Origin of the sequence: Pseudomonas sp. 91RF, assembly GCF_003576265.1 — a bacterium.
Lineage (GTDB): Bacteria > Pseudomonadota > Gammaproteobacteria > Pseudomonadales > Pseudomonadaceae > Aquipseudomonas > Aquipseudomonas kribbensis.
Genome location: NZ_QWFC01000029.1, coordinates 107,688 through 133,279 on the forward strand (window position 1 = coordinate 107,688; position 25,592 = coordinate 133,279).

23 protein-coding genes are annotated in these 25,592 nt (G+C 62.0%); 16 read left to right on the plus strand and 7 right to left on the minus strand.

Annotated features, from left to right (window positions below; all coding sequences use genetic code 11):
- Positions 1-105 precede the first annotated feature (105 nt).
- From argH to DXT77_RS15080, 11 genes are all read left to right on the plus strand, one after another.
- Entirely contained in the window at positions 106-1,533 is a 1,428-nt protein-coding gene (gene argH, locus DXT77_RS15030) for an argininosuccinate lyase (RefSeq protein ID WP_119428189.1), read from the plus strand.
- 61 nt (positions 1,534-1,594) lie between these two features.
- The gene (locus DXT77_RS15035; protein WP_096821468.1) at positions 1,595-2,473 is read left to right on the plus strand and encodes an amino acid ABC transporter permease; all 879 of its coding nucleotides are present in this window, start codon (positions 1,595-1,597) and stop codon (positions 2,471-2,473) included.
- Positions 2,474-2,493: 20 nt separating this feature from the next.
- A complete protein-coding gene (locus DXT77_RS15040) occupies positions 2,494-3,258 on the plus strand; it encodes an amino acid ABC transporter ATP-binding protein (protein ID WP_096821469.1) in 765 nt (254 codons plus the stop codon).
- A gap of 39 nt (positions 3,259-3,297) precedes the next feature.
- Positions 3,298-4,122, plus strand: coding sequence for an ABC transporter substrate-binding protein (locus tag DXT77_RS15045; protein ID WP_119428190.1), 825 nt, complete (start codon positions 3,298-3,300; stop codon positions 4,120-4,122).
- A gap of 150 nt (positions 4,123-4,272) precedes the next feature.
- Positions 4,273-5,118 (plus strand): polysaccharide deacetylase, encoded by an 846-nt coding sequence (locus DXT77_RS15050; protein WP_119428191.1) that lies wholly within the window; start codon positions 4,273-4,275, stop codon positions 5,116-5,118.
- The gene (locus DXT77_RS15055; RefSeq protein ID WP_119428192.1) at positions 5,111-6,001 is read left to right on the plus strand and encodes a polysaccharide deacetylase; all 891 of its coding nucleotides are present in this window, start codon (positions 5,111-5,113) and stop codon (positions 5,999-6,001) included. The genes DXT77_RS15050 and DXT77_RS15055 overlap by 8 nt, the downstream gene beginning before the upstream one ends.
- On the plus strand, positions 5,998-7,350 hold the full coding sequence (locus DXT77_RS15060; protein ID WP_119428193.1) for an MmgE/PrpD family protein: 1,353 nt from the start codon (positions 5,998-6,000) through the stop codon (positions 7,348-7,350). The genes DXT77_RS15055 and DXT77_RS15060 overlap by 4 nt, the downstream gene beginning before the upstream one ends.
- 16 nt (positions 7,351-7,366) lie before the next feature.
- Positions 7,367-8,545, plus strand: a complete 1,179-nt coding sequence (locus tag DXT77_RS15065; protein WP_119428194.1) for an MFS transporter — start codon at positions 7,367-7,369, stop codon at positions 8,543-8,545.
- A gap of 159 nt (positions 8,546-8,704) precedes the next feature.
- Positions 8,705-9,391 carry an HPP family protein gene (locus DXT77_RS15070; RefSeq protein WP_119428195.1) on the plus strand — a complete coding sequence of 229 codons (687 nt, stop codon included), beginning with the start codon at positions 8,705-8,707 and terminating at the stop codon, positions 9,389-9,391.
- 190 nt (positions 9,392-9,581) lie between these two features.
- Positions 9,582-10,688, plus strand: a complete 1,107-nt coding sequence (locus DXT77_RS15075; protein ID WP_119428196.1) for an enoyl-CoA hydratase/isomerase family protein — start codon at positions 9,582-9,584, stop codon at positions 10,686-10,688.
- A 3-nt stretch (positions 10,689-10,691) separates the two neighbouring features.
- A complete protein-coding gene (locus tag DXT77_RS15080; RefSeq protein WP_119428197.1) occupies positions 10,692-11,843 on the plus strand; it encodes an acyl-CoA dehydrogenase family protein in 1,152 nt (383 codons plus the stop codon).
- Between the two features lie 89 nt (positions 11,844-11,932).
- Here DXT77_RS15080 and DXT77_RS15085 read toward each other — a convergent pair whose 3' ends face one another.
- From DXT77_RS15085 to DXT77_RS15110, 6 genes are all read right to left on the minus strand, one after another.
- On the minus strand, positions 11,933-12,706 hold the full coding sequence (locus DXT77_RS15085) for an enoyl-CoA hydratase (protein WP_085709980.1): 774 nt from the start codon (positions 12,704-12,706) through the stop codon (positions 11,933-11,935).
- A 14-nt stretch (positions 12,707-12,720) separates the two neighbouring features.
- Positions 12,721-13,848 carry an acyl-CoA dehydrogenase gene (locus DXT77_RS15090; protein WP_119428198.1) on the minus strand — a complete coding sequence of 376 codons (1,128 nt, stop codon included), beginning with the start codon at positions 13,846-13,848 and terminating at the stop codon, positions 12,721-12,723.
- A gap of 130 nt (positions 13,849-13,978) precedes the next feature.
- Positions 13,979-15,172, minus strand: a complete 1,194-nt coding sequence (locus tag DXT77_RS15095; RefSeq protein ID WP_119428199.1) for an acetyl-CoA C-acyltransferase — start codon at positions 15,170-15,172, stop codon at positions 13,979-13,981.
- A gap of 12 nt (positions 15,173-15,184) precedes the next feature.
- Positions 15,185-15,946 carry an SDR family NAD(P)-dependent oxidoreductase gene (locus DXT77_RS15100; RefSeq protein ID WP_119428200.1) on the minus strand — a complete coding sequence of 254 codons (762 nt, stop codon included), beginning with the start codon at positions 15,944-15,946 and terminating at the stop codon, positions 15,185-15,187.
- A gap of 16 nt (positions 15,947-15,962) precedes the next feature.
- Positions 15,963-17,627: an AMP-binding protein gene (locus DXT77_RS15105; protein WP_119428201.1), complete on the minus strand. Its 1,665-nt coding sequence runs from the start codon at positions 17,625-17,627 to the stop codon at positions 15,963-15,965.
- Between the two features lie 226 nt (positions 17,628-17,853).
- Positions 17,854-18,870: an AraC family transcriptional regulator gene (locus tag DXT77_RS15110; protein WP_119428202.1), complete on the minus strand. Its 1,017-nt coding sequence runs from the start codon at positions 18,868-18,870 to the stop codon at positions 17,854-17,856.
- A gap of 219 nt (positions 18,871-19,089) precedes the next feature.
- On the opposite strand from DXT77_RS15110, the gene efeU reads away from it, so the two are divergent.
- Genes efeU through efeO (DXT77_RS15130) form a run of 4 tightly spaced genes read left to right on the plus strand, consistent with a single transcriptional unit; the run spans position 19,090 to position 23,308 of the window.
- A complete protein-coding gene (gene efeU, locus DXT77_RS15115) occupies positions 19,090-19,938 on the plus strand; it encodes an iron uptake transporter permease EfeU (protein WP_119428203.1) in 849 nt (282 codons plus the stop codon).
- Positions 19,939-19,946: 8 nt separating this feature from the next.
- Positions 19,947-21,146, plus strand: coding sequence for an iron uptake system protein EfeO (gene efeO / locus DXT77_RS15120; RefSeq protein ID WP_119428204.1), 1,200 nt, complete (start codon positions 19,947-19,949; stop codon positions 21,144-21,146).
- 17 nt (positions 21,147-21,163) lie between these two features.
- Positions 21,164-22,462, plus strand: coding sequence for an iron uptake transporter deferrochelatase/peroxidase subunit (gene efeB / locus DXT77_RS15125; RefSeq protein ID WP_119428205.1), 1,299 nt, complete (start codon positions 21,164-21,166; stop codon positions 22,460-22,462).
- Between the two features lie 21 nt (positions 22,463-22,483).
- Positions 22,484-23,308 carry an iron uptake system protein EfeO gene (efeO, locus tag DXT77_RS15130; protein WP_119428206.1) on the plus strand — a complete coding sequence of 275 codons (825 nt, stop codon included), beginning with the start codon at positions 22,484-22,486 and terminating at the stop codon, positions 23,306-23,308.
- Between the two features lie 121 nt (positions 23,309-23,429).
- On the opposite strand, the gene pssA is transcribed toward efeO (DXT77_RS15130), so the two are convergent.
- A complete protein-coding gene (gene pssA, locus DXT77_RS15135) occupies positions 23,430-24,773 on the minus strand; it encodes a CDP-diacylglycerol--serine O-phosphatidyltransferase (protein ID WP_119428207.1) in 1,344 nt (447 codons plus the stop codon).
- A 205-nt stretch (positions 24,774-24,978) separates the two neighbouring features.
- On the opposite strand from pssA, the gene DXT77_RS15140 reads away from it, so the two are divergent.
- Positions 24,979-25,545 (plus strand): TetR/AcrR family transcriptional regulator, encoded by a 567-nt coding sequence (locus DXT77_RS15140; protein ID WP_119428208.1) that lies wholly within the window; start codon positions 24,979-24,981, stop codon positions 25,543-25,545.
- Positions 25,546-25,592 lie beyond the last annotated feature (47 nt).

The following is a 25,592-nucleotide window of genomic DNA, read 5'->3' on the forward strand; positions in this document are numbered from 1 at the left end:
CTCTTGAAAACTGCTTTGGCCTGATTCCGCGCGCTGACTTTTCAGCGTTTTCGAAAGGCCCGGCACACCGATTTCAGTTCGCGTTACCGACGAGGAAAACAACAAATGTCTCAAACCACCGACCGTCTCTGGGGTGCCCGTTTCAAAAGCGGCCCGTCCGCAGCCCTGGCGGCCCTCTCCCGTTGCCCCGAGCGCTATTTCCGCCTGACGCCTTACGATCTGGCCGGCTCCAAGGCTCACGCCGGGGAACTGCAACGTGCCGGCCTGCTCGACGAGCAGGAAACCCGCACGATGATCGAAGCCCTGGACGGCATCGCTGCCGATTTTGCTGCCGGGCGCATCGCCCCGACGCTGGACGACGAAGACGTTCACACCTTCATCGAGCGCCTGCTGACCGAACGCCTCGGCGCATTGGGCGGCAAGCTGCGCGCCGGCCGTTCGCGCAACGACCAGACCGCCAACGATCTGCGCCTGTTCCTGCGGGATCACGTGCGTACCCTGGCCGTGGAAGTGCTGGCCCTGCAAACGGCGCTGGTGAATCAGGCTGAACAGCACGTCGAAAGCATCTGCCCGGGATTCACTCACTTGCAGCAGGCGCAGCCGATCGTGTTCGCCCATCACCTGCTGGCCCACGCGCAATCGATGCTGCGTGACGTGCAGCGACTGGTGGACTGGGACGCGCGCACCTCGCTGTCGCCACTCGGTGCCGCGGCCATGGCCGGTTCCGCGATCGCTCGTCAGCCGCAGCAATCGGCCAAGGAAATGGGTTATGCCGGGGTCTGCGAAAACTCCATCGACGCCGTGGCCAGCCGCGATCACGTTGCCGAATTCCTGTTCATCGCCAGCATGCTCGGGATCAACATCTCGCGTCTGGCCGAAGAGTTCTGCCTGTGGTCGTCGCGCCAGTTCCGCTGGGTTGATCTGGATGACGCTTACGCCACCGGCAGTTCGATCATGCCGCAGAAGAAAAACCCGGACATTGCCGAACTGGCACGGGGCAAGGCCGGCCGCCTGATCGGCAACCTGACCGGCCTGCTCTCGACGCTCAAATCCCTGCCGCTGTCGTACAACCGCGACCTGAGCGAGGACAAGAACGGCGTGCTCGACAGCGTCGACACCCTGCTGCTGGTGCTGCCGGCGATGGCCGGAATGGTCGCGACCATGACCGTCAACGTCGAGGAGTTGCGGCGTCAGGCGCCGCTGGGTTTCACCCTCGCCACCGAAGTCGCCGACTGGCTGGCGGTGCGCGGCGTGCCGTTCAAGGAAGCCCACGAAATCACCGGGGCGCTGGTGCAGGCCTGCGAAAAACACAACCTCGAATTGTGGGAAGCCTCGCCGGCGCTGCTGGCCGAGATCGACTCGCGCCTCACGGCGGACGCGCGCGACAGCCTGACCCTGGAAGCCGCCATCGCTGCCCGCAGCGGCTGGGGCGGCACCGCGCCGCAACAGGTGCGCGAGCAGATCGGCCGCCTGAAAACCGCCCTCGCTGTGCAACAACAGTGGACCGAAAACTACCAGGGCTTCCGCCTCTGAGCCGGGTCCCCCTCCCACCGGGAGGGGGTTGATCGACAAGTACAGTGTACGGAGAAACACCATGAGCCAGACTCAGGCAGAACGACTCCAGGCGGAGCGCAAACTGGCGGAAAACCAGTTCGACATCACCCAGTACCAGCATGTGCCACGGCGCTATTACGGGCGGATCTTCTTCGCCACGTTGATTGTGATCGCGATCATTGGCCTGGTAAGGGCCTTCGCCGAAGGCAAGATCGAATGGTCGTACATCGGCCAGTTCCTGACTTCCGAAGCGATCATGTGGGGCCTGCTCAACACGATCATCATGGCCGTGCTGGCCATGGCGCTGGGCATCGTGTTCGGAGTGATCACCGCGATCATGCGCATGTCGGCCAACCCGATCCTGCGCTACGTGGCGCTGACCTACACCTGGCTGTTTCGCGGTACGCCGCTGATTCTGCAACTGCTGTTGTGGTTCAACCTGGCGCTGATCTTCCCCACCATCGGCATTCCCGGCCTGTTTGAACTCGACACGGTGAGCCTGATGACGCCGTTCGTGGCCGCCCTGCTCGGCTTGAGCATCAACCAGGGCGCCTACACCGCTGAAGTGGTGCGTGCCGGCCTGCTGTCGGTGGACACCGGCCAGTACGAAGCCGCCAAGTCGATCGGCATGCCGCGCCTGCAGGCGCTGCGCCGGATCATCCTGCCGCAGGCCATGCGCATCATCATTCCGCCGGTCGGCAACGAATTCATCGGCATGGTGAAAATGACCTCGCTGGCGAGCGTGATCCAGTACTCGGAACTGCTCTACAACGCCCAGAACATCTACTACGCCAACGCCCGGGTCATGGAGCTGCTGATCGTCGCCGGTATCTGGTACCTGGCCACCGTCACCGTCCTGTCCTTTGGTCAAAGCCGTCTGGAGCGTCGTTTCGCTCGCGGCGCCGGCAAGCGCTCGTAAGCCGCGCAGGAGAATCGAACATGAGAAGCATCGTCAAGGCTGTGGCCCTGAACAAATATTACGACCAGTACCACGCGCTCAAGGACATCAACATCGAGGTTGAGCAAGGCGAAGTGCTGTGCATCATCGGCCCGTCCGGCTCGGGCAAGAGCACCCTGCTGCGCTGCGTCAATCAGCTGGAAAAGATCGACAAGGGCGGTCTGTGGGTCGATGGCGAACTGGTGGGGTACCGCGTCGTCGGGCACAAGTTGCACGAGCTCAACGAGTCGCAGATCGCCCGTCAGCGCCTGGCCACCGGTATGGTGTTCCAGCGCTTCAACCTGTTTCCGCACATGACTGTGCTGCAAAACATCATCGAAGGCCCGTGCCAGGTGCTCAAGCGTTCGCCCAAGGAGGCGCACGAAGAAGCCCTGGAACTGCTGGCCCGGGTCGGCCTCGCCGACAAACGCGACAGCTACCCGATTGAACTGTCGGGCGGTCAGCAGCAACGGGTGGCGATTGCCCGCGCCCTGGCCATGCGACCCAAGCTGATGCTGTTCGATGAACCCACTTCGGCACTCGACCCGGAACTGGTCGGTGAGGTGCTGTCGGTGATGCGCGATCTGGCGCAGACCGGCATGACCATGATCGTCGTCACCCATGAACTGGGCTTCGCCCGGGAGGTTTCCAACCGCATGGTGTTCATGGACGGCGGGCAGATCGTGGAGGCTGGAAGCCCCGAAGAAATACTAATAAGTCCGCAAAACCCGCGCACCCAAAGCTTCATTTCTGCCGTTCGAACCTGAGGCCCCTTTGGCCTTCACAACACTCATAAGAGAACGTCCATGAAGAACTTCGTTATCCCAGCAGTACTCGCAGGCCTGATGGCTTCCAGCATCAGCTTCGCCGCCGAATTGCCGGCCGGCATCAAGGAAAAAGGCGAGATCGTCGTCGCGATCATGCCCAACTATCCGCCGATGGATTTCAAGGATCCGGCCACCAACAAGCTCACCGGTCTGGACTACGACCTGGGCAACGCCTTGGCCGAGCGCCTCGGGATCAAGATCAAGTGGCAGGAAACCGGCTTCGAGCAAATGATCAATGCCCTGACCACCGACCGCGTCGACATCGTGTTGTCGGGCATGACCGACACCGCCGAGCGTCAGGCCAGCGTGACCTTCGTCGACTACTTCACCAGCGGCCCGCAGTTCTACACCCTGCAGAAGAACACTGCGACCAACGAAATCACCGACCTGTGCGGCAAGAAAGTCGGCACCAGCCGTCGCACCACGTTCCCGGCGGAAATCGCCGCGTGGAGCAAGGAACACTGTGAAGCGGCAGGCAAACCGGCGATCAACGTGATCGGCACCGAAGGCTCGGCCGACGCCCGCGCCCAACTGCGTCAGAGCCGTATTGATGCGGCGATGCAGGGCAGCGAGACCCTGTCCTACCTCAAGACCCAGGAAAAGGACATGTACAAGACGGTCGGCCAGCCGATCTCCGTGCAGTTCACCGGGCTGGGTGTGAGCAAGAAGAAACCTGAGCTGAGTGAAGCGGTGAAAGTGGCGTTGCAAAGCATGGTGGATGACGGCAGCTATAACGCGATCCTGAAGAAATGGGATCTGGAGCTGGGTGCGATCAAGGAAGTGACCATTAACGCGGGCAAGTAATCCTGCAGGCACCGCGACCCTATGTGGGAGCGAGCCTGCTCGCGATGAGGCCGGCACATTCAACATTGATGTCGCCAGTCAATCCGTCATCGCGAGCAGGCTCGCTCCCACAGGTCAGGTGCCCATCTTCAGACAGTTGGAGCGCCCTCGATGTCCTCCTTGCAACCCACCTGGCCCGACCAGCACAAAGCCTGCCTCGCCCTGGCCTTCGATCTCGATGGCCCGACCGGCGACGCGATGCTCAACGGTTCGATCTGGCACAAACCGGAATACTTCGGTTTCGGCGGCTACGGCCCCTACCGCGCCCTGCCACGTCTGCTGGATCTGCTCGACGCTTTCAAGATCCCGACCACCTTCTTCGTCCCCGCGTGGGTCGTGGAAAACTGGCCGAAACAATGCCAGCCCATCGTCGAACGCGGCCATGAAGTCGCCTACCACGGCTACAAGCACGAATCTTTCTACGCCCTGACGCTGGACCAGCAGCAGGCCGTGATGAACAAGTCTCGCGATATTTTCTGGCAGTACCTGCACATCCGCGCCGAGGGGTTTCGCACCCCGTCCGGCGACTGGCGCGCCGAAACCCCGGCGATGCTGGCCGATAACGGTGTCATCTATTCCAGCAGCATGCGCGGCGATGATCGGCCATATCTGGTCAACGTCCCCGGTCACGACACGCGGCTGGTGGAGATCCCCGGTCGTTGGGAAATGGACGACTACGCCTCGCTCGCCTACACCCGCGCACCGAATTTCCCGTCCGGGCTCGACCGCACCGCCAGTTATGAACTGACCCTCGACAACTGGCAGCGCGAGTACGACGGCGCGATGGACGAAGGCCTGTGCCTGACCACGCTGTTTCACCCGAAAATTACCGGCAAACCGGGGCGCATCCTGTTGCTGGAGAAACTCTTCGAGCACATGCGCCAGCGCGATGACGTGTGGTTCGCCACTTGCCGCGACGTCGCCCGCTGGTGGCTGAAGGAGCATCACCATGGCTGACGCGAACAATCTCTGGCCCGCCGGCAAACGCTGCGCGGTGGTGCTGACTGTCGATTACAACGACATTCACGGCATTCTCACTCAGGCCCCGGAAGTTGCCGGGCGTGACAAGACGCTCTCGGTGTGGCGCTACGGCACGCAACGGGGTGTCGAGCGCCTGCTTGGCCTGTTCAGGGAACTCGGCGTGCACAGCAGCTGGTTCGTGCCCGGCATCGTCGCCGAGGAAAATCCGCAGCACATCGCGGCCATCCAGGCTGACGGCCATGAGATCGCTTGCGCCGGTTACCGCCATCAGGATTACGACACGCTGAATCTGGCAGCGCAAAGCGCGGAAGTCGCCAAAGGGTGTGCGGCGCTTAAGGCCTTGACCGGCATCCGTCCAACCGGCTTCCGGATTCCTGCCGGTAATGGTGCCCCAGGATTCATCGAAGCCTTGAAAGATCAAGGCATTCGCTGGTCCTCGTCATGGCGTGGCGATGATCTGCCGTTCTTGCACCCGACCGCGCCCGAAGTGGTCGAGCTGCCGCTGCATTACGAACTGGAAGACGAACCCTACTTCGCCTTCAACCTGAGCCCGGCCGTACCGCCGGCGCAATCGCGAATCGCCTCCTACAGCCACACCCTGGGCAACCTGCAAATGGACTTTGCCGGATTCCACCGCTTCGGCCTGTGCTACATGTTGCGCCTGCACCCGGAAATCATCGCCACGCCGGGGCGTATCGGCGTATTGCGTGATTTGCTGCAAGGCATTCAACAGCACGACGACGTTTGGATCGCCACCGGCGCCGAAGTCGCACAATGGTGGAAGCAATCGGCAGCGCCGGTCGCGCAGGATCACCCGGCGTCAGTGTATGAGCGCCATTATCGGGACTACCTCGTATGACTGAACGCATGCAGCGGCTGGCGCAGTTTTGCGTCGAGACCCGCTTTGAAGATCTGCCCCCGGCGTTGGTGGAACAAGCCAAGCGGCACATTCTCGACACCTTCGGCGCAGCGCTGGCCGGGGCCGACAGTGCGGTGGCGCTTCAGGCGCGGCAGGTGTTCGGCGCCGAACCGGGCACCGCACTGGTCTGGGGTTCATCACTGCGTGTCGGCGCCGGGCATGCGGCGTTGCTCAACGGCATCGGCGCCCATGCGCTGGAGCTGGACGACACCGGCGGCTGCGATCATTCCGGCGCGGTGGTGCTGCCGGCGGTGATGGCGGTGCTGTCGCTGGTGGATCGGCCGGTGGACGGTCGCGAGTTCATCACCGCCGTGGTGATCGGCTACGAAATCGGCCGGCGGGTGCTGGAAGCCTGCGGCAGTTATTCGGCCCACAACGGCGCCGGCTGGCACTCCACAGCCACCTGCGGCGTGTTCGGCGCGGCGGCGGCCTGTGCACGGATCTTTGCCCTGGATGCAGCGCAAACCGTATCGGCGCTGGGCATCTCCGGCAGTTTCAGCGGCGGGTTATGGGCGTTCATCCACGACGGTTCGCAAAGCAAGAAACTACACAGCGGACGCGCTGCCGAAGGCGGCTTGCTCGCGGCGCGGTTTGCTCGCGAAGGTGTGAGTGGGCCGTCGGTATTGTTTGATGATGTCTGGGGTGGATTTCTCAAGACCCTCGCACCGGGTAGCGCGCAACCGGATGCATTGGACGCCGGGTTGGGACAGGTCTGGAAGCTCGCGCGCTGCTCGATCAAACCCTACGCAGCGTGTCGTGGCACCCACTCGGCGATCGATGCGCTCGGTTTGTTGCTGGAGCAACTGCAAGTCGGCGCCGATCAGGTGGAAGACGTCCAGGTGAACTTGTGCGGGTTTCTGCTCGACATGTGCGGCAGTCGCGACACCCGCAGTCTGGCCGCCGCGCAGATGAGTCTGCCCTACGCCCTCGCCGCGCGACTGGTGCATGGTCATTGCCGGCTCGAGGCTTACGATGAACAGCCGCGCAACGATCCGCGCATTGCGCAATGGCTGACGCGCATTCGCCTTGAAGTGGATGAGCGTCTGTCGGAGGATGGCGAGCCGGTGGTCATTGTTCGAACCCTGGACGGGCGTCAGGCAAGCCTGTGTGTCGAGGTGCCGCTGGGCGCGCCGGGCAATCCGCTGAGCGAGGCGGCGCTGGAGGAGAAGTTTTTCAGTCTGGCGTTGCGGGTGATTTCACCGCTCAAGGCCGAGCCACTATTGGCGCAGCTACGACAGCTGCAAACGCTGGATTCCGTGCGCGATCTCGAGCACCTGTTAACCGAATAAGGACATTTGATTTTCCGTGGCCACCTACTCGCTCGTTATCCGCCGCCTGATGATCGTTTCGCTGACCATCGTCGTCAGCCGCGCCATCACCAGCCCTTTGCTCACTCTGTTCTTGAGCAACAAGCTCGGCCTCAACCAACAGGACGTCGGGTTGTTGCTGGGCATCGCGGTGTTTATCGCCACCCTGCTCGCGCTGTACGGCGGCTACATCATCGACCGGCTGGAAAAACGCCGGTTGCTGATTCTGGCGATGCTCTCCAGCGCCATCGGCTTCGTGCTGCTGACCTTCGCCAAAGACCTGTACCTGACGACCGCGACGCTGGTCATCACCGAAACCGCCTCGGCTTTGTTCCTGATCGGTTCCAAGGCGATCCTCAGTGAAAACCTGCCCATGGGTCAGCGGGCCAAGGCATTTTCCCTGCGCTACACCCTGACCAACATCGGCTACGCCACCGGCCCGATGCTGGGTGTGGTGATCGCCGGGGTGTACCCGATTGCACCGTTCCTGATTGCCGCCGGCATAGCCTTCGGCAGCATCTTCCTCATGATCGGGATTCCCAAGGACGCCAGCCCGATCGCCGCCATCGGCCAGCCGCAGAGCTTTCTGAAAACCCTGATTACCCTGAAAAACGACCGCACGCTGATCATGTTCACCTGCGGCTGTCTGCTCAGCACTGTGGTTCACGGGCGTTTCACGCTTTACCTGTCGCAATACCTGCTGGTGGTCGAAGACTCGCAACGGGCGCTGCAAACCATGGCCGCACTGCTCGCCTGCAATGCCATCGCGGTGATCCTGTTGCAATACCAGATCGGCCGCTTTCTCAACCGGGAAAAACTGCGCTACTGGATCGCCGCCGGCACCAGCCTGTTCATCCTCGGCCTGATCGGCTTCAGCCTGGCCGACAGCCTGGTGAGCTGGTGCATCGCGATGTTCATCTTCACCCTCGGCGAGATGATCATTTACCCGTCGGAATTCCTGTTCGTCGACACTCTGGCCCCGGAAGAACTGCGCGGCAGTTATTACGGCGCGCAGAACCTCGCAGCATTGGGCGGTGCTTTGAGTCCAGTGATCTGCGGTTTCCTGCTGATGCACACGCCGGCGCCGACCATGTTCTACGCCCTCAGCGCGCTGACCGCGATGGGCGGATTCCTGTGCTTTATGAGCGGGCGGCGAGTGGCTTTACTTCATAAATAATGTACTGAAGATGCATTTATATGAATTTGTCAGCATCGAGATTGCTTGGCACACTGTGCGCGTTCCTCCCCCAATAGTTGGAACGCTTCGAAGGACTTTCCGGGTTGACGGACAAGTCCTTTTTTTTGCCTTCGGTTTTCTTCAAAGGATCGCTTCTTCATGCTCGCTCGCTGGTTGCCCGCTGCCATCAACACCCGTCCCACCGAATGGAGCCGCGCTGCCATCGGCATGGCGTTGGGCACATTGTTCAGTGTATGGGCGTGCAGTCAGGTGTTTGGCATCGAAGTGGCCTACCATCTGATCGGCCCGTTGGGTGCGTCGGCGGTGTTGCTGTTCGCCGTATCCTCCGGCGCCCTCGCCCAGCCGTGGTCGATCATTGGCGGTTACCTGTGTGCGGGCGTCGTCGCATTGCTGGTGGCTCATGTCCTTGGCCGAACGCTGGGCAGTGCCTGCCTGGCGGCGGGCATGGCGTTGATCCTGATGTGCTGGCTGCGCTGCCTGCATCCGCCGGCCGGCGCGGTCGCCTTGACCATGGTGCTGGCCGATCCGACGACCATCGCCATGGACTGGAAAGCCCTGGAACCGGTGATGCTCAGCGCCGCGTGCCTGCTGCTGGCCGCACTGGCCTACAACAACCTGACCCGCATCCGCTACCCGAAACGCCCCGCAGAGCCTGCGCCGGCCGTGGTGCCGGTCGATTCTCAGGCCATCACGGCCGAGGATCTGAAATTAGCGTTGGCCGATATGGAGGCGTTTATCGACGTCACCCCGGAGGATCTGGAACAGTTGATTCACGCCAGTGAATTGCACGCCAGGCGGCGGAGCATTGGCCAGGTGTTCCGCTGAGTCCAGAGCCTGCCCCTGTCAGCGTTGTCGATTGAAGAGAAGCCGCGATCCCGTGCATTCAGCCCAAGGCAAAAATGCAGACACCCCATGCACATATCCCCGTTGTACACGGCAAATTTGCACTGTTACGATCCGCTAACGCCCGTGCGCGGGCTTCTCGAATAAAGACAATAAAAGCAGGGAGTTAGTGATGACTGCTCAGGCTTCATCCCCGCGGACTTCGTCCATGGATGCCACGCAAAACGAAGTGCTGGCCGAGGTTCGCAATCACATCGGTCACCTGACCCTCAACCGCCCCGCCGGCCTCAACGCCCTGACCCTAGACATGGTGCGCCAGCTCCAGCAACACCTGGATGCCTGGGCCTCCGACGCCAGTATTCACGCCGTGGTATTGCGCGGTGCCGGCGAAAAGGCCTTCTGTGCCGGTGGCGACATTCGTTCCCTGTACGACAGCCATAAAAGCGGCGACACGCTGCACGAAGTCTTCTTCGTCGAGGAATACGCCCTCGACCTGACGATCCACCACTACCGCAAACCGGTGCTGGCGCTGATGGACGGTTTTGTCCTCGGCGGCGGCATGGGCCTGGTCCAAGGCGCCGATCTGCGGGTGGTCACCGAAAAGAGCCGTCTGGCGATGCCGGAAGTGGCCATCGGTTATTTCCCGGATGTCGGCGGCAGTTATTTCCTGCCGCGCATTCCCGGCGAACTGGGGATTTATCTGGGCGTTAGTGGTATACAGATTCGCGCGGCGGATGCGCTGTATTGCGGCCTCGCCGACTGGTATCTGGACAGCAGCAAGCTCGGCACCCTCGACGAGCAACTCGATCAGTTGCAATGGCACGACACGCCGCTCAAAGACCTGCAAAACCTGCTGGCCTGCCACGCCGTGCAAACCCTGCCGGATGCGCCACTGGAAGCCTTGCGCCCGGCCATCGACCACTTCTTCGCCTTGCCTGACGTGCCGAGCATCGTCGAGCAACTGCGCGCGGTGACCGTCGCCGACAGCCACGAATGGGCAACCACCACCGCCGACCTGCTGGAAACCCGCTCGCCGCTGGCCATGGGCGTGACCCTGGAGATGCTCCGTCGCGGCCGGCACCTGAGCCTGGAACACTGCTTCGCCCTCGAACTGCATCTGGATCGCCAGTGGTTCGAACGCGGCGACCTGATCGAAGGCGTACGCGCCTTGCTGATCGACAAAGACAAATCACCACGCTGGAACCCGCCGACCCTTGCCGCGTTGCACGCCGAGCACGTCGCGAGTTTCTTCCACGGTTTCGAAGAGAGCGGGAGCTGAGCCATGCACGATCTCGAATTGACTGAAGACCAGGTAATGATCCGCGACATGGCCCGGGACTTTGCCCGCGGCGAAATCGCCCCCCACGCCCAGGCCTGGGAAAAGGCCGGCTGGATCGATGACGGTCTGGTGGCGAAGATGGGCGAACTCGGCCTGCTGGGCATGGTGGTGCCGGAAGAATGGGGCGGCACTTACGTCGACTACGTGGCCTATGCGCTGGCGGTGGAAGAGATTTCCGCCGGCGACGGCGCCACCGGCGCGTTCATGAGCATCCACAACTCCGTGGGCTGCGGGCCGGTGTTGAATTACGGCAGCGAAGAACAGAAACAGACCTGGCTGGCAGACCTGGCCAGCGGTGTAGTGATCGGCTGCTTCTGCCTGACCGAACCCCAGGCCGGTTCCGAAGCGCATAACCTGCGCACCCGCGCCGAACTGCGCGACGGGCAATGGGTGATCAACGGCGCCAAGCAATTCGTCAGCAACGGCAAGCGGGCGAAACTGGCGATCGTGTTTGCCGTCACCGATCCGGATCTGGGCAAGCGCGGCATTTCGGCGTTTCTGGTGCCGACCGATACGCCGGGTTTCATCGTCGACCGCACCGAACACAAGATGGGCATCCGCGCCTCCGACACCTGCGCGGTGACGTTGAACGATTGCCGTATTCCCGAGGCCAATCTGCTGGGTGAGCGCGGCAAAGGCCTGGCCATTGCCCTTTCCAACCTCGAAGGCGGACGCATCGGCATTGCCGCGCAAGCACTGGGCATCGCCCGTGCGGCGTTTGAAGCGGCGCTGGGTTATGCCCGTGATCGGGTGCAGTTCGGCAAGGCCATCGTCGAGCACCAGAGCATCGCCAACCTGCTGGCGGACATGCAGATGCAGATCAACGCGGCGCGCTTGATGATCCTGCATGCGGCGCGGCTGCGCACGGCGGGCAAACCGTGTCTGTCGGAGGCTTCGCAGGCCAAGTTGTTTGCGTCGGAAATGGCTGAAAAGGTGTGTTCTTCAGCGATCCAGATTCATGGCGGGTATGGGTATCTGGAGGATTACCCGGTGGAGAAATATTACCGGGATGCGCGGATTACCCAGATTTACGAGGGGTCGAGTGAGATACAGCGGATGGTGATTGCTCGGGAGTTGAAGAACTACCAGCTCTAAAAGCATCGCCAGCAGGCTGGCTCCCACAGGGATTTGTGTAATCACAGATCCAATGTGGGAGCCAGCTTGCTGGCGATGGAAGCGCCGCGTTACTTGCCTTGGAATTCAGGCGGCCGCTTGGCCACAAACGCCGCCATCCCTTCCTTCTGATCCTGCGTCGCAAACGCCGCATGGAACACCCGGCGCTCGAAGCGCACGCCTTCAGTCAGGTTCACTTCAAACGCGCGGTTGACGCTTTCCTTGACCATCATCGCAATCGGCAACGACTTGCTGGCGATCACCGCCGCGACTTTCAGCGCCTCATCCAGCAACTCGTCGCTCGGCACGATCCGCGCAACGATGCCACAACGCTCGGCCTCCACCGCGTCGATCAAACGCCCGCTCAGGCACATTTCCATGGCCTTGGCCTTGCCCACGGCGCGGGTCAGGCGCTGGGTGCCGCCCATGCCCGGCAGCACGCCGAGGTTGATTTCCGGCTGGCCGAATTTGGCGTTGTCGCCGGCCAGGATGAAGTCGCACATCAGCGCCAGTTCACAGCCGCCACCAAGGGCAAAGCCGTTGACCGCCGCGATGATCGGCTTGCGGCGGTTGGCCACACGGTCGCTGTCGCTGAACAGGTCGTCCATGTAGATCTGCGGGTAGGTCAGCTCGGCCATTTCCTTGATGTCGGCGCCGGCAGCGAAGGCTTTCTTCGAACCGGTAATGACAATGCAGCCAATGTTCGCATCGGCTTCCAGGCCATCGAGGGCGCGGTTCACTTCGCTGACCAGTTGCGCGTTCAGGGCATTCAGCGCCTGCGGGCGGTTCAGGGTGATGACGCCGACGCGGCCATGGGTTTCCAGCAAAATCGTTTCGTAACTCATGTGCAGATTCCTTATCAAAGATTGCGCGAAATGACCATGCGCTGAATGTCGCTGGTGCCTTCGTAGATCTGGCAGACCCGCACGTCGCGGTAGATGCGCTCCAGCGGGAAGTCGTTGAGGTAACCGTAACCGCCAAGGGTTTGCAAGGCCATGGAGCAGACCTTCTCGGCCATTTCCGAGGCGAAAAGCTTGGCCATCGACGCCTCGACCAGCGCCGGCTGACCGCTGTCACGCAGGGCGGCGGCGTAATGCACCATTTGCCGCGCCACGGCGATCTGAGTCGCCATGTCCGCCAGACGGAACGCCACGGCCTGATGCTCGATGATCGGCTTGCCGAAGGTGTCACGTTCACGGGCGTAATCGCGCGCCGCTTCGAACGCGGCGCGAGCCATGCCCACCGATTGCGAAGCGATGCCGACACGGCCGCCTTCGAGGTTGGCCAGGGCGATCTTGTAGCCCTCGCCCTCCTCACCCAAACGGTTGGCCACCGGTACTTTGACGTCTTCGAACAGGATCTGACAGGTGTCCGAGGCATTCTGGCCGAGCTTGTCTTCGACCCGGGCGACTTTGTAGCCCGGCGAGTCGGTCGGCACGATGAACGCGCTGATCCCGCGTTTGCCGGCACTCGGGTCAGTGACGGCAAACACGATCACGATCCCGGCGTTTTGCCCGGAGGTGATGAACTGTTTGCAGCCGTTGAGCACGTAGTGATCGCCTTCCCGTCGTGCACGGGTTTTCAGGCTGCTGGCGTCGGAGCCGGCCTGGGGTTCGGTCAACGCGAAGGCACCGAGCATCTCGCCGCTGGCCAGCGGTTTGAGGAAGCGCTCGCGCTGGTCGTCATTGCCGAACTTGAGGATCGGCACGCAACCCACCGAGTTGTGCACGCTCATGATCGTAGAGCAGGCGCCGTCGCCGGCGGCGATTTCTTCCAAAGCCATGGCGTAAGCCAGGTAACCGGTGTCGCAACCGCCCCACTGCTCCGGCACCAGCATGCCGAAGAAGCCCAGTCCAGCCATTTCGCCGATGGCTTCTTTCGGGAAGCGATGTTCGCGATCCCATTCGGCGGCGAACGGTTTCAGCCGTTCCTCGGCAAACTGCCGGGCCATGTCGCGGATTTGTTGCTGGTCGTCATTGGGAATCATGGCAAATCCTTAATACATGAAACTTGTGGGAGCCAGCCTGCTGGCGATTGAAGTCTGTCAGTCAACATTTGCTGGTATGACACACCGCTATCGCCAGCAGGCTGGCTCCCACAAGGATTTGGTCTTGACCTCAGTTGAGGCATTCCACGGCCATCGCCGTGGCTTCGCCGCCGCCGATGCAGATCGCCGCGACGCCGCGTTTCAGGCCCTTCTGGCGCAGGGCCGAGAGCAAGGTCACCAGAATCCGTGCGCCGGAGGCACCGATCGGGTGACCGAGGGCGCAGGCGCCGCCATGGATGTTCAGCTTGTCGTGGGGGATTTCCAGGTGGGTCATCGCCGCCATGCCGACCACGGCAAAGGCTTCGTTGACCTCGAACAGATCGACCTGGTCCAGCGACCAGCCGGTTTTTTTCATCAGTTTCTTGATCGCGCCAATCGGTGCCACCGGGAACAGGCCCGGGGTGTCGGCGAAGGCAGCGTGGCCGTGAATCACCGCCAGCGGTTTCAGACCCTGTTTCTGCGCTTGCGACTGACGCATCAGCACCAGTGCGGCGGCGCCGTCGGAGATCGAACTGGAGTTGGCTGCGGTCACGGTGCCGTCCTCACGGAACGCCGGTTTCAGCGAAGCGATCTTGTCCAGTTTGGCTTTTGGCGGTTGCTCGTCATTGCTGATCACAACCTGTTCCTTGCCGACGGTCACGGTCAGCGGAACGATCTCGGCCTTGAAGCTGCCGTCCTTGATCGCCTGCTGGGCGCGTGTGGTCGAGGCGATGGCAAAGGCGTCCTGGGCTTCGCGGCTGAAGTCGTTGGTTTCAGCGCAGTCTTCGGCGAAGGTGCCCATCAGGCGGCCCTTGTCGTAGGCGTCTTCGAGGCCGTCGAGGAACATCGAGTCCAGCACCCGGCCGTGGCCCATGCGGTAACCGGCGCGGGCGCGGTCCAGCAGGTACGGCGCGTTGGACATGCTTTCCATGCCGCCGGCGATCACCACATCGGCGCTGCCGGCCAGCAGCATGTCGTGGGCGAGGATGGTGGTTTCCATGCCCGAGCCGCACATCTTGTTGACGGTGGTGCAGCGGGTGGATTTGTCCAGCCCCGCTCCCAGTGCAGCCTGACGCGCAGGCGCCTGGCCGAGACCGGCCGGCAGTACGCAGCCGAACAGCACTTCATCGACCGCATCGGCGGCAACACCGGCGCGTTCAACAGCAGCCTTGATCGCAGCCGCACCCAGTTGCGGTGCAGTCAGGCTTTTCAGTTCGCCCTGAAAACCGCCCATCGGGGTGCGGACGGCGCTGACGATGACAATCGGATCGTTGGAGATAGTCATGGGAAATCCTCCTTATTTGGCGGCCATGCGCAAAGCACCGTCGAGACGGATCACCTCGCCGTTGAGCATGCTGTTTTCAATGATATGCCGCACCAGCGCGGCGTACTCGGCCGGTTTGCCCAGACGCGGCGGGAACGGTACGCCGGCGGCCAGGGAGTCGCGCACTTCCGGGGTCATGCCGGCCATCATCGGGGTTTCGAAAATGCCCGGAGCGATGGTCATCACGCGGATGCCGAAGCGCGCCAGTTCACGGGCGGCAGGCAGTGTCAGGCTGGCGATCGCGCCTTTGGATGCAGAGTACGCCGCCTGGCCGATCTGGCCGTCGAACGCCGCAACGGACGCGGTGTTGATGATCACGCCGCGTTCGCCGTCGGCGTTGGCTTCGCTTTCGGCAATCGCTGCCGCTGCGAGGCGCAGCATGTTGAAGCTGCCGATCAGGTTGACGTTGATCACCTGGGCGAAGCTGGACAAGGCGTGAGGGCCGTTCTTGCCGAGGATCTTCTCGCCGCGAACGATGCCGGCGCAATTCACCAGACCATTCAGGCTACCGAAAGCTTTTACCGCCGCCTGCACGGCGGCTTCGGCGGCGGCTTCGTTGCTGATATCGGCTACCACGCTCTGCGCACCAAGGCGCTGGGCCTGGGCGGCAACGGCGTCGGCATTCATGTCCACCAGCATCACTTTGGCGCCGGCGCTCACCAGTAACTCAGCGGTGGCGGCACCCAGGCCGGATGCGCCTCCGGTGACGATAAAAACCTTGTTCTCGATCTGCATGATTGTTTCCTTGGATTCAAGCTGAAACGTTGTGCGCCGCGGCCTCTTGAGCCTTGGCGATTTCCTGGTTGCGCAAGATAAAGCGCTGCAATTTGCCGCTCGGGGTTTTCGGCAACTCGCTGACAAATTCGATTTCACGGGGGTACGAATGCGCGGCCAGACGCTTGCGCACGTGTTGGCGCAGTTCTTCGGCCAGCGCCGGCTCCGCGCGGTATTGCGGGTTGAGCACGACGAAGGCTTTGACCAGTTCGGTACGCTCGGGATCGGGCTTGCCGACCACGGCGGCTTCGACCACCGCCGGGTGCTCGATCAGTGCGCTCTCCACATCGAACGGGCCGACCCGGTAGCCGGAAGTGGTGATCACGTCGTCACTGCGGCCGACAAAGCTGATGCTGCCGTCCGGGTTCCACTCCACGGTGTCGCCGCTCAGGTAGTAATCGCCGACGAAGGCCTTGGTCGGTGCGCCTTCGTAACCGGCGAACCAGCACATCGGCGACTGTGTGCGGTCGATGGCGAGGATGCCGGGCTGGCCCACACCGAGTTCGTTGTACTGATCGTCGAGCACCACGATGCGATGGCCCGGCGAAGCAAAACCGGCGGCGCCGAGGTGGATCGGGTGTTCGAGGCCGTGGTGGTTGCACAGGACCATGCCCAGTTCGGTCTGGCCATAGTGGTCGTGAATGACCACGCCGAGGTTGTCGGCGAACCAGCGGATCACTTCCGGGTTCAACGGCTCGCCGGCGCTGCTGACGATGCGCAGCTTGCCCTTGATCGACTTGGCGAATTCATCGCCGCCGGCAATCAGCAGACGATAGGCCGTGGGCGACCCGGTGAGATTGGTGATGCCGTATTTGTTGATGACCCGGCAGGTGCTTTCGAGGGTGAACGGGCCATCGTAAAAGGTGATCGGATGGCCCATGGACAACGGGCCGGTCACGCCGAAATAAATGCCATAGGCCCAACCCGGATCGGCGACGTTCCAGAACGCATCTTCGGGTCGCAGATCCACGGCATCGCGGGTGTAGCTCTGGAACGCGACGACAGCCTTGAGCGGCACCGACAGCGCTTTCGACGGGCCGGTGGTGCCCGAGGTGAACATCAGCAGGAACGGGTCTTCGCCGGTCAACATGACCGGTTCGCAGACACTGGAATGGTTGGGCAATTCGGCCCAGAAACTGTAATCGCCACGGACGATGCCCTGGCCTTTCGGGCCGCCAACGGTAACCAGCGTCGGGCAATCGGCGACTTCGCTGAGCTTCGGCCGGTTGACGGCGTCGGTTACCACGACTTTGGCGCCGGAACTGTTCAGACGATGTTCGAGGGCTTTGGGGCCGAATGCGGTGAACAGCGGTTGATACACCGCGCCGATGCGCCAGGTGGCGAACACGGTGATGAGCAATTCGATATTGCGCGGCAGCAGGCCGGCGACCTTGTCCCCTTTCTGCACGCCCTGGGCGAGCAGGAAATTGGCGAAACGTGCGGCCTTGTCCTGAAGATCGCTGAAGGTGTAGGTCGCACTGGCGCCATCGCGGCCCTCCCAGAACAGCGCGATGCGCCCCGGCAAGGCGTGACGGTCACAACATTCGACGCAGGCGTTGAGCGCCTCGAGCGAGCCGCTGAGCGCGGCGTCCACGGTGTGCTGATAATTGAACTGTTCGGTGGCAGACAAGTAATCGCGCATTGCCAGAATCCCTCTGTGTTTTTATTAGGTCGGGGAACCGTAAACATCAGAGGAATACTCGCGCCGCACGCTGGCTGCGGCAATGGTCAAAGCCATCAAAGTGGATGACTGGTTTGGCCAAGGTTCATGCGTTGTATTGCCTGGACTGGCCCTATCGCCAGCAGGCTGGCTCCCACAGGGGGCGGGTTTCAAATGTGGGAGCCAGCCTGCTGGCGATGGGGCCGGATCAGACGGCCTCATTCAATATCAGGCTGCGATAGTGCCCCGGATTGGTCCCGGACCACTTGCGAAACGCCTTGTAGAACGAACTCGCATCGGCAAACCCAAGTCGCGAGGCGATGTCCACAAAGCTGATTGAAGGTTCCGCCAGCCAGGTGATCGCCAGTTCCTTGCGCACGCTGTCCTTCAACCCCTGATAAGTCTGCCCCTCTTCCGCCAGACGCCGGCGCAGGGTCGAGGCCGACATGCACAACTGCTGGGCCAGCGCGTCGGTTTCTGGCCACTGTTCGGCGGGCAGCTGACGCAAATCCTGCTTGATCCGGCTGGCGAGGCTTTCCGGGTCGCGGTACTTCACCAGAATGTTGGCCGGGGCATGGGCGAGGAAGCGTTTCAACTCCTCGGCGCTGCGCTTGATCGGCAGATCCAGCACGTCAGCGGCGAAGATCATTCTCGTGCGCGGCCGGGCAAAGCGCAGGTTTTCCGAGAACATCACCCGATAGTCATCGCAGAAATCCGGCGCCGGACAGCGCAGTTCGATGGCCAGGATCGGAATCCGCCGCCCCGCCAGCCAGCACGCCACGCCGTGGACGATCATCCAGTAGGTGAAATAGGTGAAGGCGCGGCGCGGCTCGGGGTCATCCTCCAGCAGCACGATCTCCGCCAGACTTTGCTGGTGCACCAGTTGCGCCGGCAAGCGTTCAAGCATCAGCGACAGGAAATTCAAACCAGTGCTCAACCCGACCGCCAGATTCGGCTGGGCCATCGCGCTGCGGCAGAGGAATTCCAGGCTGCCGGATTTCAGCTTGCGCGGGTCCATGCCAAAGAACTCGTCATCGCCCCGCCGCGCCAGCAATCGCCATAACCGCGCGTACTGGCTGGCTGGCACGCGGGCGTCGTCGGTGACCAGCAACGCCGGATCGATGCCGACCTTGTTCAAGACTTCTTCCGTGGCCACGCCCGGAGCACAACTTTGCTGCAGCGCTTCACGCACCAGTTGAATGGCGATGGTGTCTTTTTCCGACATGGATCTAGGCGAATCCTGTGGTTGTACGAGTGGCTGGCATCTTAACGCAGCCGCCCGGACACGGCTCGCTTCATCCGCAATGGCCGTGACGCATTTGAGAATGGTTGATCTTCAAGCCTGTTCAGCTACCGTTCAGGTAAATGTCAATGAGTGACATGTGAGAATGACTTTCATTATGTTACAACTTGTAACCTCATTTCGTGACACAGTGGATGCCGAATGCTCGTTCCCTTTCTGATCATGCTGCGCGAAGGCATTGAAGCCGCACTGATCGTTGGCATTATCGCCAGCTACCTGCAACAGACCGGCCGTGGCCAATGGATGCCGGCGGTGTGGATCGGCGTGTTTCTCGCCGCTGCGCTGGCCTTGCTGGTGGGCGGTGGCCTGGAGCTGGTCAGTGCCGAATTCCCGCAAAAACAGCAGGAACTGTTCGAAGGCGTGGTCGGCCTCGTCGCCGTGGGCATTCTCAGCTCCATGGTGTTCTGGATGCGCAAGGTGGCGCGTTCGATCAAGCATTCGCTGCAAGCCTCCCTCGATCATGCGCTGACGGCGTCGAAGCATCAGGTCATCGCCCTGATCGCCATGGTGTTTTTCGCCGTCGCCCGAGAAGGCCTGGAAACCGTGTTCTTCCTGCTCGCCGTGTTCCAGCAGAGCGAAGGCCCGGGCGCGCCGATCGGCGCCCTGCTCGGCCTGATCCTGGCCATCGTCGTTGGTTTCCTGATCTACAGCGGCAGCATGCGCCTGAATCTCTCGGCGTTCTTCCGCTGGACCGGGCTGTTCATCCTTGTGGTCGCCGCCGGGATCCTCTCCAACTCGGTGCAGGCACTGCATGAAGCCGGCGTCTGGAATCACCTGCAAACCGTGCTCTTCGACTTCAGCGCAACGCTGCCGATGGACGGCCCGTTGGGCTCGGTACTGGCCGGCATGTTCGGTTATCAGGATGCGCCGACCGTCAGCACCCTCGGCGCGTACCTGATCTATCTGGTGGTAGCGCTGGTGATGTTCTTCTATCCGGCGCCCGCCGCGGCGCCCAAAGCCGCCGCCTCGAATTCCGCTTCCAGTCAATAAGGGCCTCCATGTCAAAGCCTAATATTCCTCAGGCGTCCCCTCCCCGTGCCTTGCGCTGGGCGGTGGCCGGTTCGGTGGTCGTGATGATCGCCGCCGGCGGCCTGTTCTACTACGCCTCGAAAATGGCTGCGGCCAAACGTCAGCACAACCATGACGAAGTGGTGGTCAACATCCACCCCGGCAGTTGCGAGCCGAACGAGCTGAGCGTACCCGCCGGCCGTGCCAGTTTCCGCATCGTCAACCGCTCCGACCGGGCGGTGGAATGGGAAATCCTCGATGGCGTTCTGGTGATCGAAGAACGCGAGAACATCGCACCGGGCCTGAGCCAGGTGATCAACGCCAACCTGCAACCCGGCGACTACGCCATCACCTGCGGCCTGTTGAGCAACCCCCGCGGTGTGCTGCATGTGACGCCGACCGCGGCCTCCGATGCCGCCGCCAAGGCCAAGCCGTCGATGGTCGCGTTTGTCGGGCCGTTGTCGGAGTTCCGGGTTTATCTGGCCACCCAGGGCAGCGCGCTGATCAGAGCTGTCACCGCACTCAATCAAGCGATCACCAGCGGTGATCTGGCCCAGGCGCAAGCCGCCTATCTGCCGGCCCGCGCGGCTTATCAGCGTCTGGCCCCGGCCGCACAACGCCTGGCCGAGCTGGACAACAGCATCAACGCCCGCGCCGATTACTTCGAGAAACGCGAGCAGGATCCGGCCTTCGTCGGCTTCCATCGCATCGAGTACGCGCTGTTCCAGCAACGCAACCTCGACGGCTTGTCGCCGATTGCCGAGCGCCTGCTGGGCGATGTCACCACGCTGAAACAACAGTTGCTGGCCCAATCGCTGCCGCCGGAGCAACTGGTGGAAATCCTAGTGCGCAACCTCAACACCCTGGCCGACGTTCGCGCCGCCAGTGGCGAAGAAGAACGCTACAGCCACGGCGACCTCAACGGCTTCGCGGCGAACCTGGAGACGGCGCACAAGGTCGTCGAATTGCTGCGCCCCCTGCTGACGAAATCCGCCGCCGACCTGCTGCCGAAAATCGACAGCGCGCTGACTGACTTCGACAACACCCTGAACGGTTTCAAGATCAAGGACGGCTACGCGAGTTACGACACCGTCAGCGGTGAACAACGCAAACAGATCGCCGACAAGGCCAAGGCTCTGGCCGACGCCCTCGACGCCATTGATCCCGCCCTCGGCCTCTCCGGCCTGTAAGTAGAAGACGAATACCGATGAACGATTCCGAACACTTCAACCTGCAACGCCGTCGCGTACTGATGGGCATGGGCGCCGCCGGCGTCGCGCTGGCCGGTACCGCCCTGAGCTGCCCGGCCATGGCCGCTGCGCCTGCACAAGTCACCGAAGCACCGAGCAGCGACAAGACCCAGGATCACCACGATTTTCATGGCGTGCACCAGACCGGCATCGTCACCCCGCGTCCGGCGTCCGGCATGCTGGTGTCGTTCGATGTACTGGCCAGCGACCGCGAAGACCTCGAACGCCTGTTCCGCACCCTCAACGAGCGCATCGCGTTCCTGATGAAAGGTGGCCCGGTGGCGCAGATCGATCCGAAATTGCCGCCGCCGGATTCCGGCATCCTCGGCCCGGTGGTCACCCCGGACAACCTGACCATCACCGTGTCGGTGGGTGAGTCACTGTTCGACGAGCGTTTCGGCCTCGCCGCCGCCAAGCCCAAGCGCCTGATCCGCATGGTCGGTTTCCCCAACGATGCGCTGGAGGCCGATTGCTGCCACGGCGACCTGAGCCTGCAGTTCTGCTCCAACACCGCCGACACCAACATCCACGCCCTGCGCGACATCGTGAAAAACCTGCCGGACCTGCTGCTGGTGCGCTGGAAACAGGAAGGCAGCGTGCCGCCGCAAGCCCCGGCCAAACCCGGCGTGCCGGCGCAATCGGCGCGTAACTTCCTGGGTTTCCGCGACGGTTCGGCCAACCCGGATTCCAACGACGGCAAAGCCATGGATCGCATCGTCTGGGTGCAACCGGGCAGCGACGAACCGGCCTGGGCGGCCCACGGCAGTTATCAGGCGGTGCGGATCATCCGCAACTTCGTCGAGCGCTGGGACCGCACGCCGTTGCAGGAGCAGGAAAGCATCATCGGCCGCGTGAAAACCACTGGCGCGCCAATGGGTGCCAGCCATGAGACCGAAGTCCCGGACTACAGCAAGGACCCGGAAGGCAAGCTGACCAAGCTCGACGCGCACATCCGTCTGGCCAACCCGCGCACCGCCGCGAGCCAGGCCAATTTGATCCTGCGCCGGCCGTTCAACTACTCCAACGGTGTGAACAAGAACGGCCAGCTCGACATGGGCCTGCTGTTCATCTGCTACCAGGCTGACCTGGAAAAAGGCTTCATCACCGTACAGACCCGCCTCAACGGCGAGCCGCTGGAGGAATACCTCAAGCCGGTCGGCGGCGGTTACTTCTTCACCCTGCCGGGTGTTACGGGCGACAAGGATTTCATCGGTCGCTCGCTGCTCAACGCTACCCAACCAAAAACAACTGCATAGCATTCAACAGGAGCCGCCCCCATGAAAAAGACGCCCATCGCGTTATTGCTGACCCTTGGTCTACTCAACACCCCGCTGTCGGCGCTCGCGGCGACTGCACCGCTGGATCTGGTCGGGCCGGTTTCGGACTACAAGATCTACGTCACCGAGCAACTGGACCAGCTGGGCACCCACACCAAACAATTCACCGACGCCGTGAAAAAGGGCGACCTGGCCACCGCGCAGAAGCTCTATGCACCGACCCGCGTCTACTACGAGTCGATCGAGCCGATTGCCGAGCTGTTCAGTGACCTCGATGCGTCCATCGACTCCCGCGTCGACGACCACGAAAAAGGCGTGAAGGCTGAAGACTTCACCGGTTTCCACCGCCTCGAGTACTCGCTGTTCTCGGAGAAGAGCACACAGGGCCTGAACGATCTGGCCGACAAACTGGATAAAGACGTGCAGGACCTGCAGACCCGCGTTGCCGGCCTGACCTTCCCGCCCGAGAAAGTCGTCGGTGGTGCTGCCGCCCTGCTGGAAGAAGTCGCCGCCACCAAGATCTCCGGTGAAGAAGACCGGTACAGCCACACCGATCTCTATGACTTCCAGGGCAACATCGACGGCGCGAAGAAAATCGTCGACCTGTTCCGTCCGCAGATCGAGAAGCAGGACAAGGCCTTCGTGGCCAAAGTCGACAAGAACTTCGCCACCGTGGACAAGATCCTGGCCAAGTACAAGACCAAGGATGGTGGCTTCGAAACTTATGACAAAGTGAAGGACAACGACCGCAAGGCGCTGGTGGGCCCGGTCAATACTCTGGCAGAAGACCTTTCCACATTGCGTGGGAAATTGGGTCTGAACTGAGTTCTATAGCGTTTTGTAGTGCCTCATCGCGAGCAGGCTCGCTCCCACAGGGAAATGCATTCCAATGTGGGAGCGAGCCTGCTCGCGATAGCTATTTTTGCCGCGCCAAAGATTTCGAATCTTAGAGAATCCGATACAGCAACCGCTCGACCCGCACCCGGCTCACGCGCTTGAGGAACTTGGCCACCCCGGCCGGGTAATCCGGCAAGGCTTCCAGGTCCTGGAATCGCTCGATCCGCGAGGTATGTTCGAAGATGTTTTCCAGCTCCAGACGACGTGGCTCCAGCCACTCGCCTTTCGGGTCATCGATCAGCAGCGCGTTTTCCAGATCGAGACGGAACGCCCGCGGGTTGAGGTTGTTGCCGGTCAGCAGCGTGTAGCGCTGGTCGATCCACATGCCCTTGAGGTGATAGCTGTTGTCGCCCTCACGCCACAGATGCAGGTTCAACTGGCCGCTGTCGATGTTGCGCTGATGACGCTTGGCGAAACGGCGCAGGCTGATCTCGTAGAGATACGGCAGCGCGGCAATCACCTTGAACGGCTCGCTCGGCGGGATGTAGAAGTCGTTGGCGGTCTTGTCACCGACTACGATGTCGATCTTCACGCCGCGCGCCAGCGCCCGGTTGATCTCGCGGATCACCCCCAGCGGCAGGTTGAAGTACGGCGTGCAGATGGTCAGTTGCTTCTGGGCGCTGGCGATCAGCTCCAGAATCACCCGGTTCAGCGGGTTGTTCTTGCCCACGCCGAGCAACGGGCTGACCGACAGGCCGGTATGCGCCGTGCTGCCGGCGCTGGTGTCGTACGCCGCGTATTTGAGACGGCTGCGCAGATCGCCGATGTCGTTGCGCAGGCTGCGGGTGGTCGGCAGGTGCGGCAGGTCGAGGCGATGCACCGCTTTCGATTCGATCAGGCCATGCTTGACCAGATGGTGCATCGAGTCCGCCAGTTCACGGCTCTGCAACACGTGATAGCGGTCGAAGCGATACTTGTCGAACTTGTGCAGATAAACGTTGTTCAGGCTGGCGCCGCTGTAGACCACGCAATCGTCGATCACGAAGCCCTTCAAGTGCAGCACGCCGAACAGCTCGCGGGTCTGCACCGGCACGCCGTAGACCGGCACCACGCTCTGGTGGGTGCGGGTCATTTCCTGATACCACGCGGCGTTGCCCGGTTGCTTGCCGGCACCGATCAATCCGCGCTGGGCGCGCAGCCAGTCGACGACCACAACAATCTCAAGCTCCGGGCGCTTGAGCTTGGCGGCGTGCAAGGCATCGAGGATTTCCTGACCGGCTTCGTCGTTTTGCAGATAGAGCGCGACGAGGTAGATGCGCTGGGTCGCCTGGGCGATTTTCTCCAGCAGGCAACGACGGAACTCGGCGGCGCCGGACAGAATGGTCACGGCCTCGGCGGTCAGCGGAAAGCTGCGCAGCTTGGGCAGCAGAGAGCGTTTGAAAAGCAACGGCATAGGGCTCGCAATGGGTCGAATCCGAAGAACCCGAGAGCTTACACCATCAACTCCTTCGGGTCTTGTGAGTGTCTGTAATAACTTCGTCGCCAGCAGCCTGATTCCCACGTGAATCACATTTCCAATGTGGGAGCGAGCCTGCTCGCGAAAGCCATTCCAAAATTAGCGCTTGACCAAGGAGAACGATCGTTCTACTGTTCACCACATGAACGAAATCACTAGCAACGACACGACCCGCGACATCATTCTGGATGTTACCGAAAAGTTGATCTACAAAAGTGGCATCGCCGCCACGGGAATGGATCTTCTGGTGAAAACCGCCGGCGTCTCCAGAAAGAGTATCTACCGCTACTTCGCCAACAAGGAGGAGCTGACCGTCGCCGCCCTGCAACGCCGCGACGTGCGCTGGATGCACTGGTACAGAAGCGCCGTCGATCAGGCCGAAACCCCGGCCGATCGCCTGCTCAACCTGTTTACCGTGCTCAAGGGCTGGTTCGCCTCGGAAGGCTTCCGGGGCTGTGCCTTCATCAATACCAGTGGCGAAACCGGCGATCCAGAGGATCCGGTCCGTCTGGTCGCCAAAGACCACAAACAGAAGCTGCTCGACTACGTGTGCGAGCTGTGTACCGAACATGGTGCCGAGGACCCGCAACTGCTGGCCAAACAGTTGCTGATCCTGATTGACGGCGCCATTACCGTAGCGCTTGTGATGGGTGATCACAGTGCCGCCGATAATGCGCAATGCATGGCGCGAAAGTTATTGGACCTGTAAAGCCTCAATAAGCGACAAGTTGTTAAATCGTTAATTTGATCGGGAGA

Excerpts from the sequence above, each read along its gene's own strand:
- argH (WP_119428189.1), top strand. The coding sequence starts at position 106 with ATGTCTCAAACCACCGACCGTCTCTGGGGTGCCCGTTTCAAAAGCGGC.
- DXT77_RS15035 (WP_096821468.1), top strand. The coding sequence starts at position 1,595 with ATGAGCCAGACTCAGGCAGAACGACTCCAGGCGGAGCGCAAACTGGCG.
- DXT77_RS15040 (WP_096821469.1), top strand. The coding sequence starts at position 2,494 with ATGAGAAGCATCGTCAAGGCTGTGGCCCTGAACAAATATTACGACCAG.
- DXT77_RS15045 (WP_119428190.1), top strand. The coding sequence starts at position 3,298 with ATGAAGAACTTCGTTATCCCAGCAGTACTCGCAGGCCTGATGGCTTCC.
- DXT77_RS15050 (WP_119428191.1), top strand. The coding sequence starts at position 4,273 with ATGTCCTCCTTGCAACCCACCTGGCCCGACCAGCACAAAGCCTGCCTC.
- DXT77_RS15055 (WP_119428192.1), top strand. The coding sequence starts at position 5,111 with ATGGCTGACGCGAACAATCTCTGGCCCGCCGGCAAACGCTGCGCGGTG.
- DXT77_RS15060 (WP_119428193.1), top strand. The coding sequence starts at position 5,998 with ATGACTGAACGCATGCAGCGGCTGGCGCAGTTTTGCGTCGAGACCCGC.
- DXT77_RS15070 (WP_119428195.1), top strand. The coding sequence starts at position 8,705 with ATGCTCGCTCGCTGGTTGCCCGCTGCCATCAACACCCGTCCCACCGAA.
- DXT77_RS15075 (WP_119428196.1), top strand. The coding sequence starts at position 9,582 with ATGACTGCTCAGGCTTCATCCCCGCGGACTTCGTCCATGGATGCCACG.
- DXT77_RS15080 (WP_119428197.1), top strand. The coding sequence starts at position 10,692 with ATGCACGATCTCGAATTGACTGAAGACCAGGTAATGATCCGCGACATG.
- DXT77_RS15085 (WP_085709980.1), bottom strand. The coding sequence starts at position 12,706 with ATGAGTTACGAAACGATTTTGCTGGAAACCCATGGCCGCGTCGGCGTC.
- DXT77_RS15090 (WP_119428198.1), bottom strand. The coding sequence starts at position 13,848 with ATGATTCCCAATGACGACCAGCAACAAATCCGCGACATGGCCCGGCAG.
- DXT77_RS15095 (WP_119428199.1), bottom strand. The coding sequence starts at position 15,172 with ATGACTATCTCCAACGATCCGATTGTCATCGTCAGCGCCGTCCGCACC.
- DXT77_RS15100 (WP_119428200.1), bottom strand. The coding sequence starts at position 15,946 with ATGCAGATCGAGAACAAGGTTTTTATCGTCACCGGAGGCGCATCCGGC.
- DXT77_RS15105 (WP_119428201.1), bottom strand. The coding sequence starts at position 17,627 with ATGCGCGATTACTTGTCTGCCACCGAACAGTTCAATTATCAGCACACC.
- DXT77_RS15110 (WP_119428202.1), bottom strand. The coding sequence starts at position 18,870 with ATGTCGGAAAAAGACACCATCGCCATTCAACTGGTGCGTGAAGCGCTG.
- efeU (WP_119428203.1), top strand. The coding sequence starts at position 19,090 with ATGCTCGTTCCCTTTCTGATCATGCTGCGCGAAGGCATTGAAGCCGCA.
- efeO (WP_119428204.1), top strand. The coding sequence starts at position 19,947 with ATGTCAAAGCCTAATATTCCTCAGGCGTCCCCTCCCCGTGCCTTGCGC.
- efeB (WP_119428205.1), top strand. The coding sequence starts at position 21,164 with ATGAACGATTCCGAACACTTCAACCTGCAACGCCGTCGCGTACTGATG.
- efeO (WP_119428206.1), top strand. The coding sequence starts at position 22,484 with ATGAAAAAGACGCCCATCGCGTTATTGCTGACCCTTGGTCTACTCAAC.
- pssA (WP_119428207.1), bottom strand. The coding sequence starts at position 24,773 with ATGCCGTTGCTTTTCAAACGCTCTCTGCTGCCCAAGCTGCGCAGCTTT.
- DXT77_RS15140 (WP_119428208.1), top strand. The coding sequence starts at position 24,979 with ATGAACGAAATCACTAGCAACGACACGACCCGCGACATCATTCTGGAT.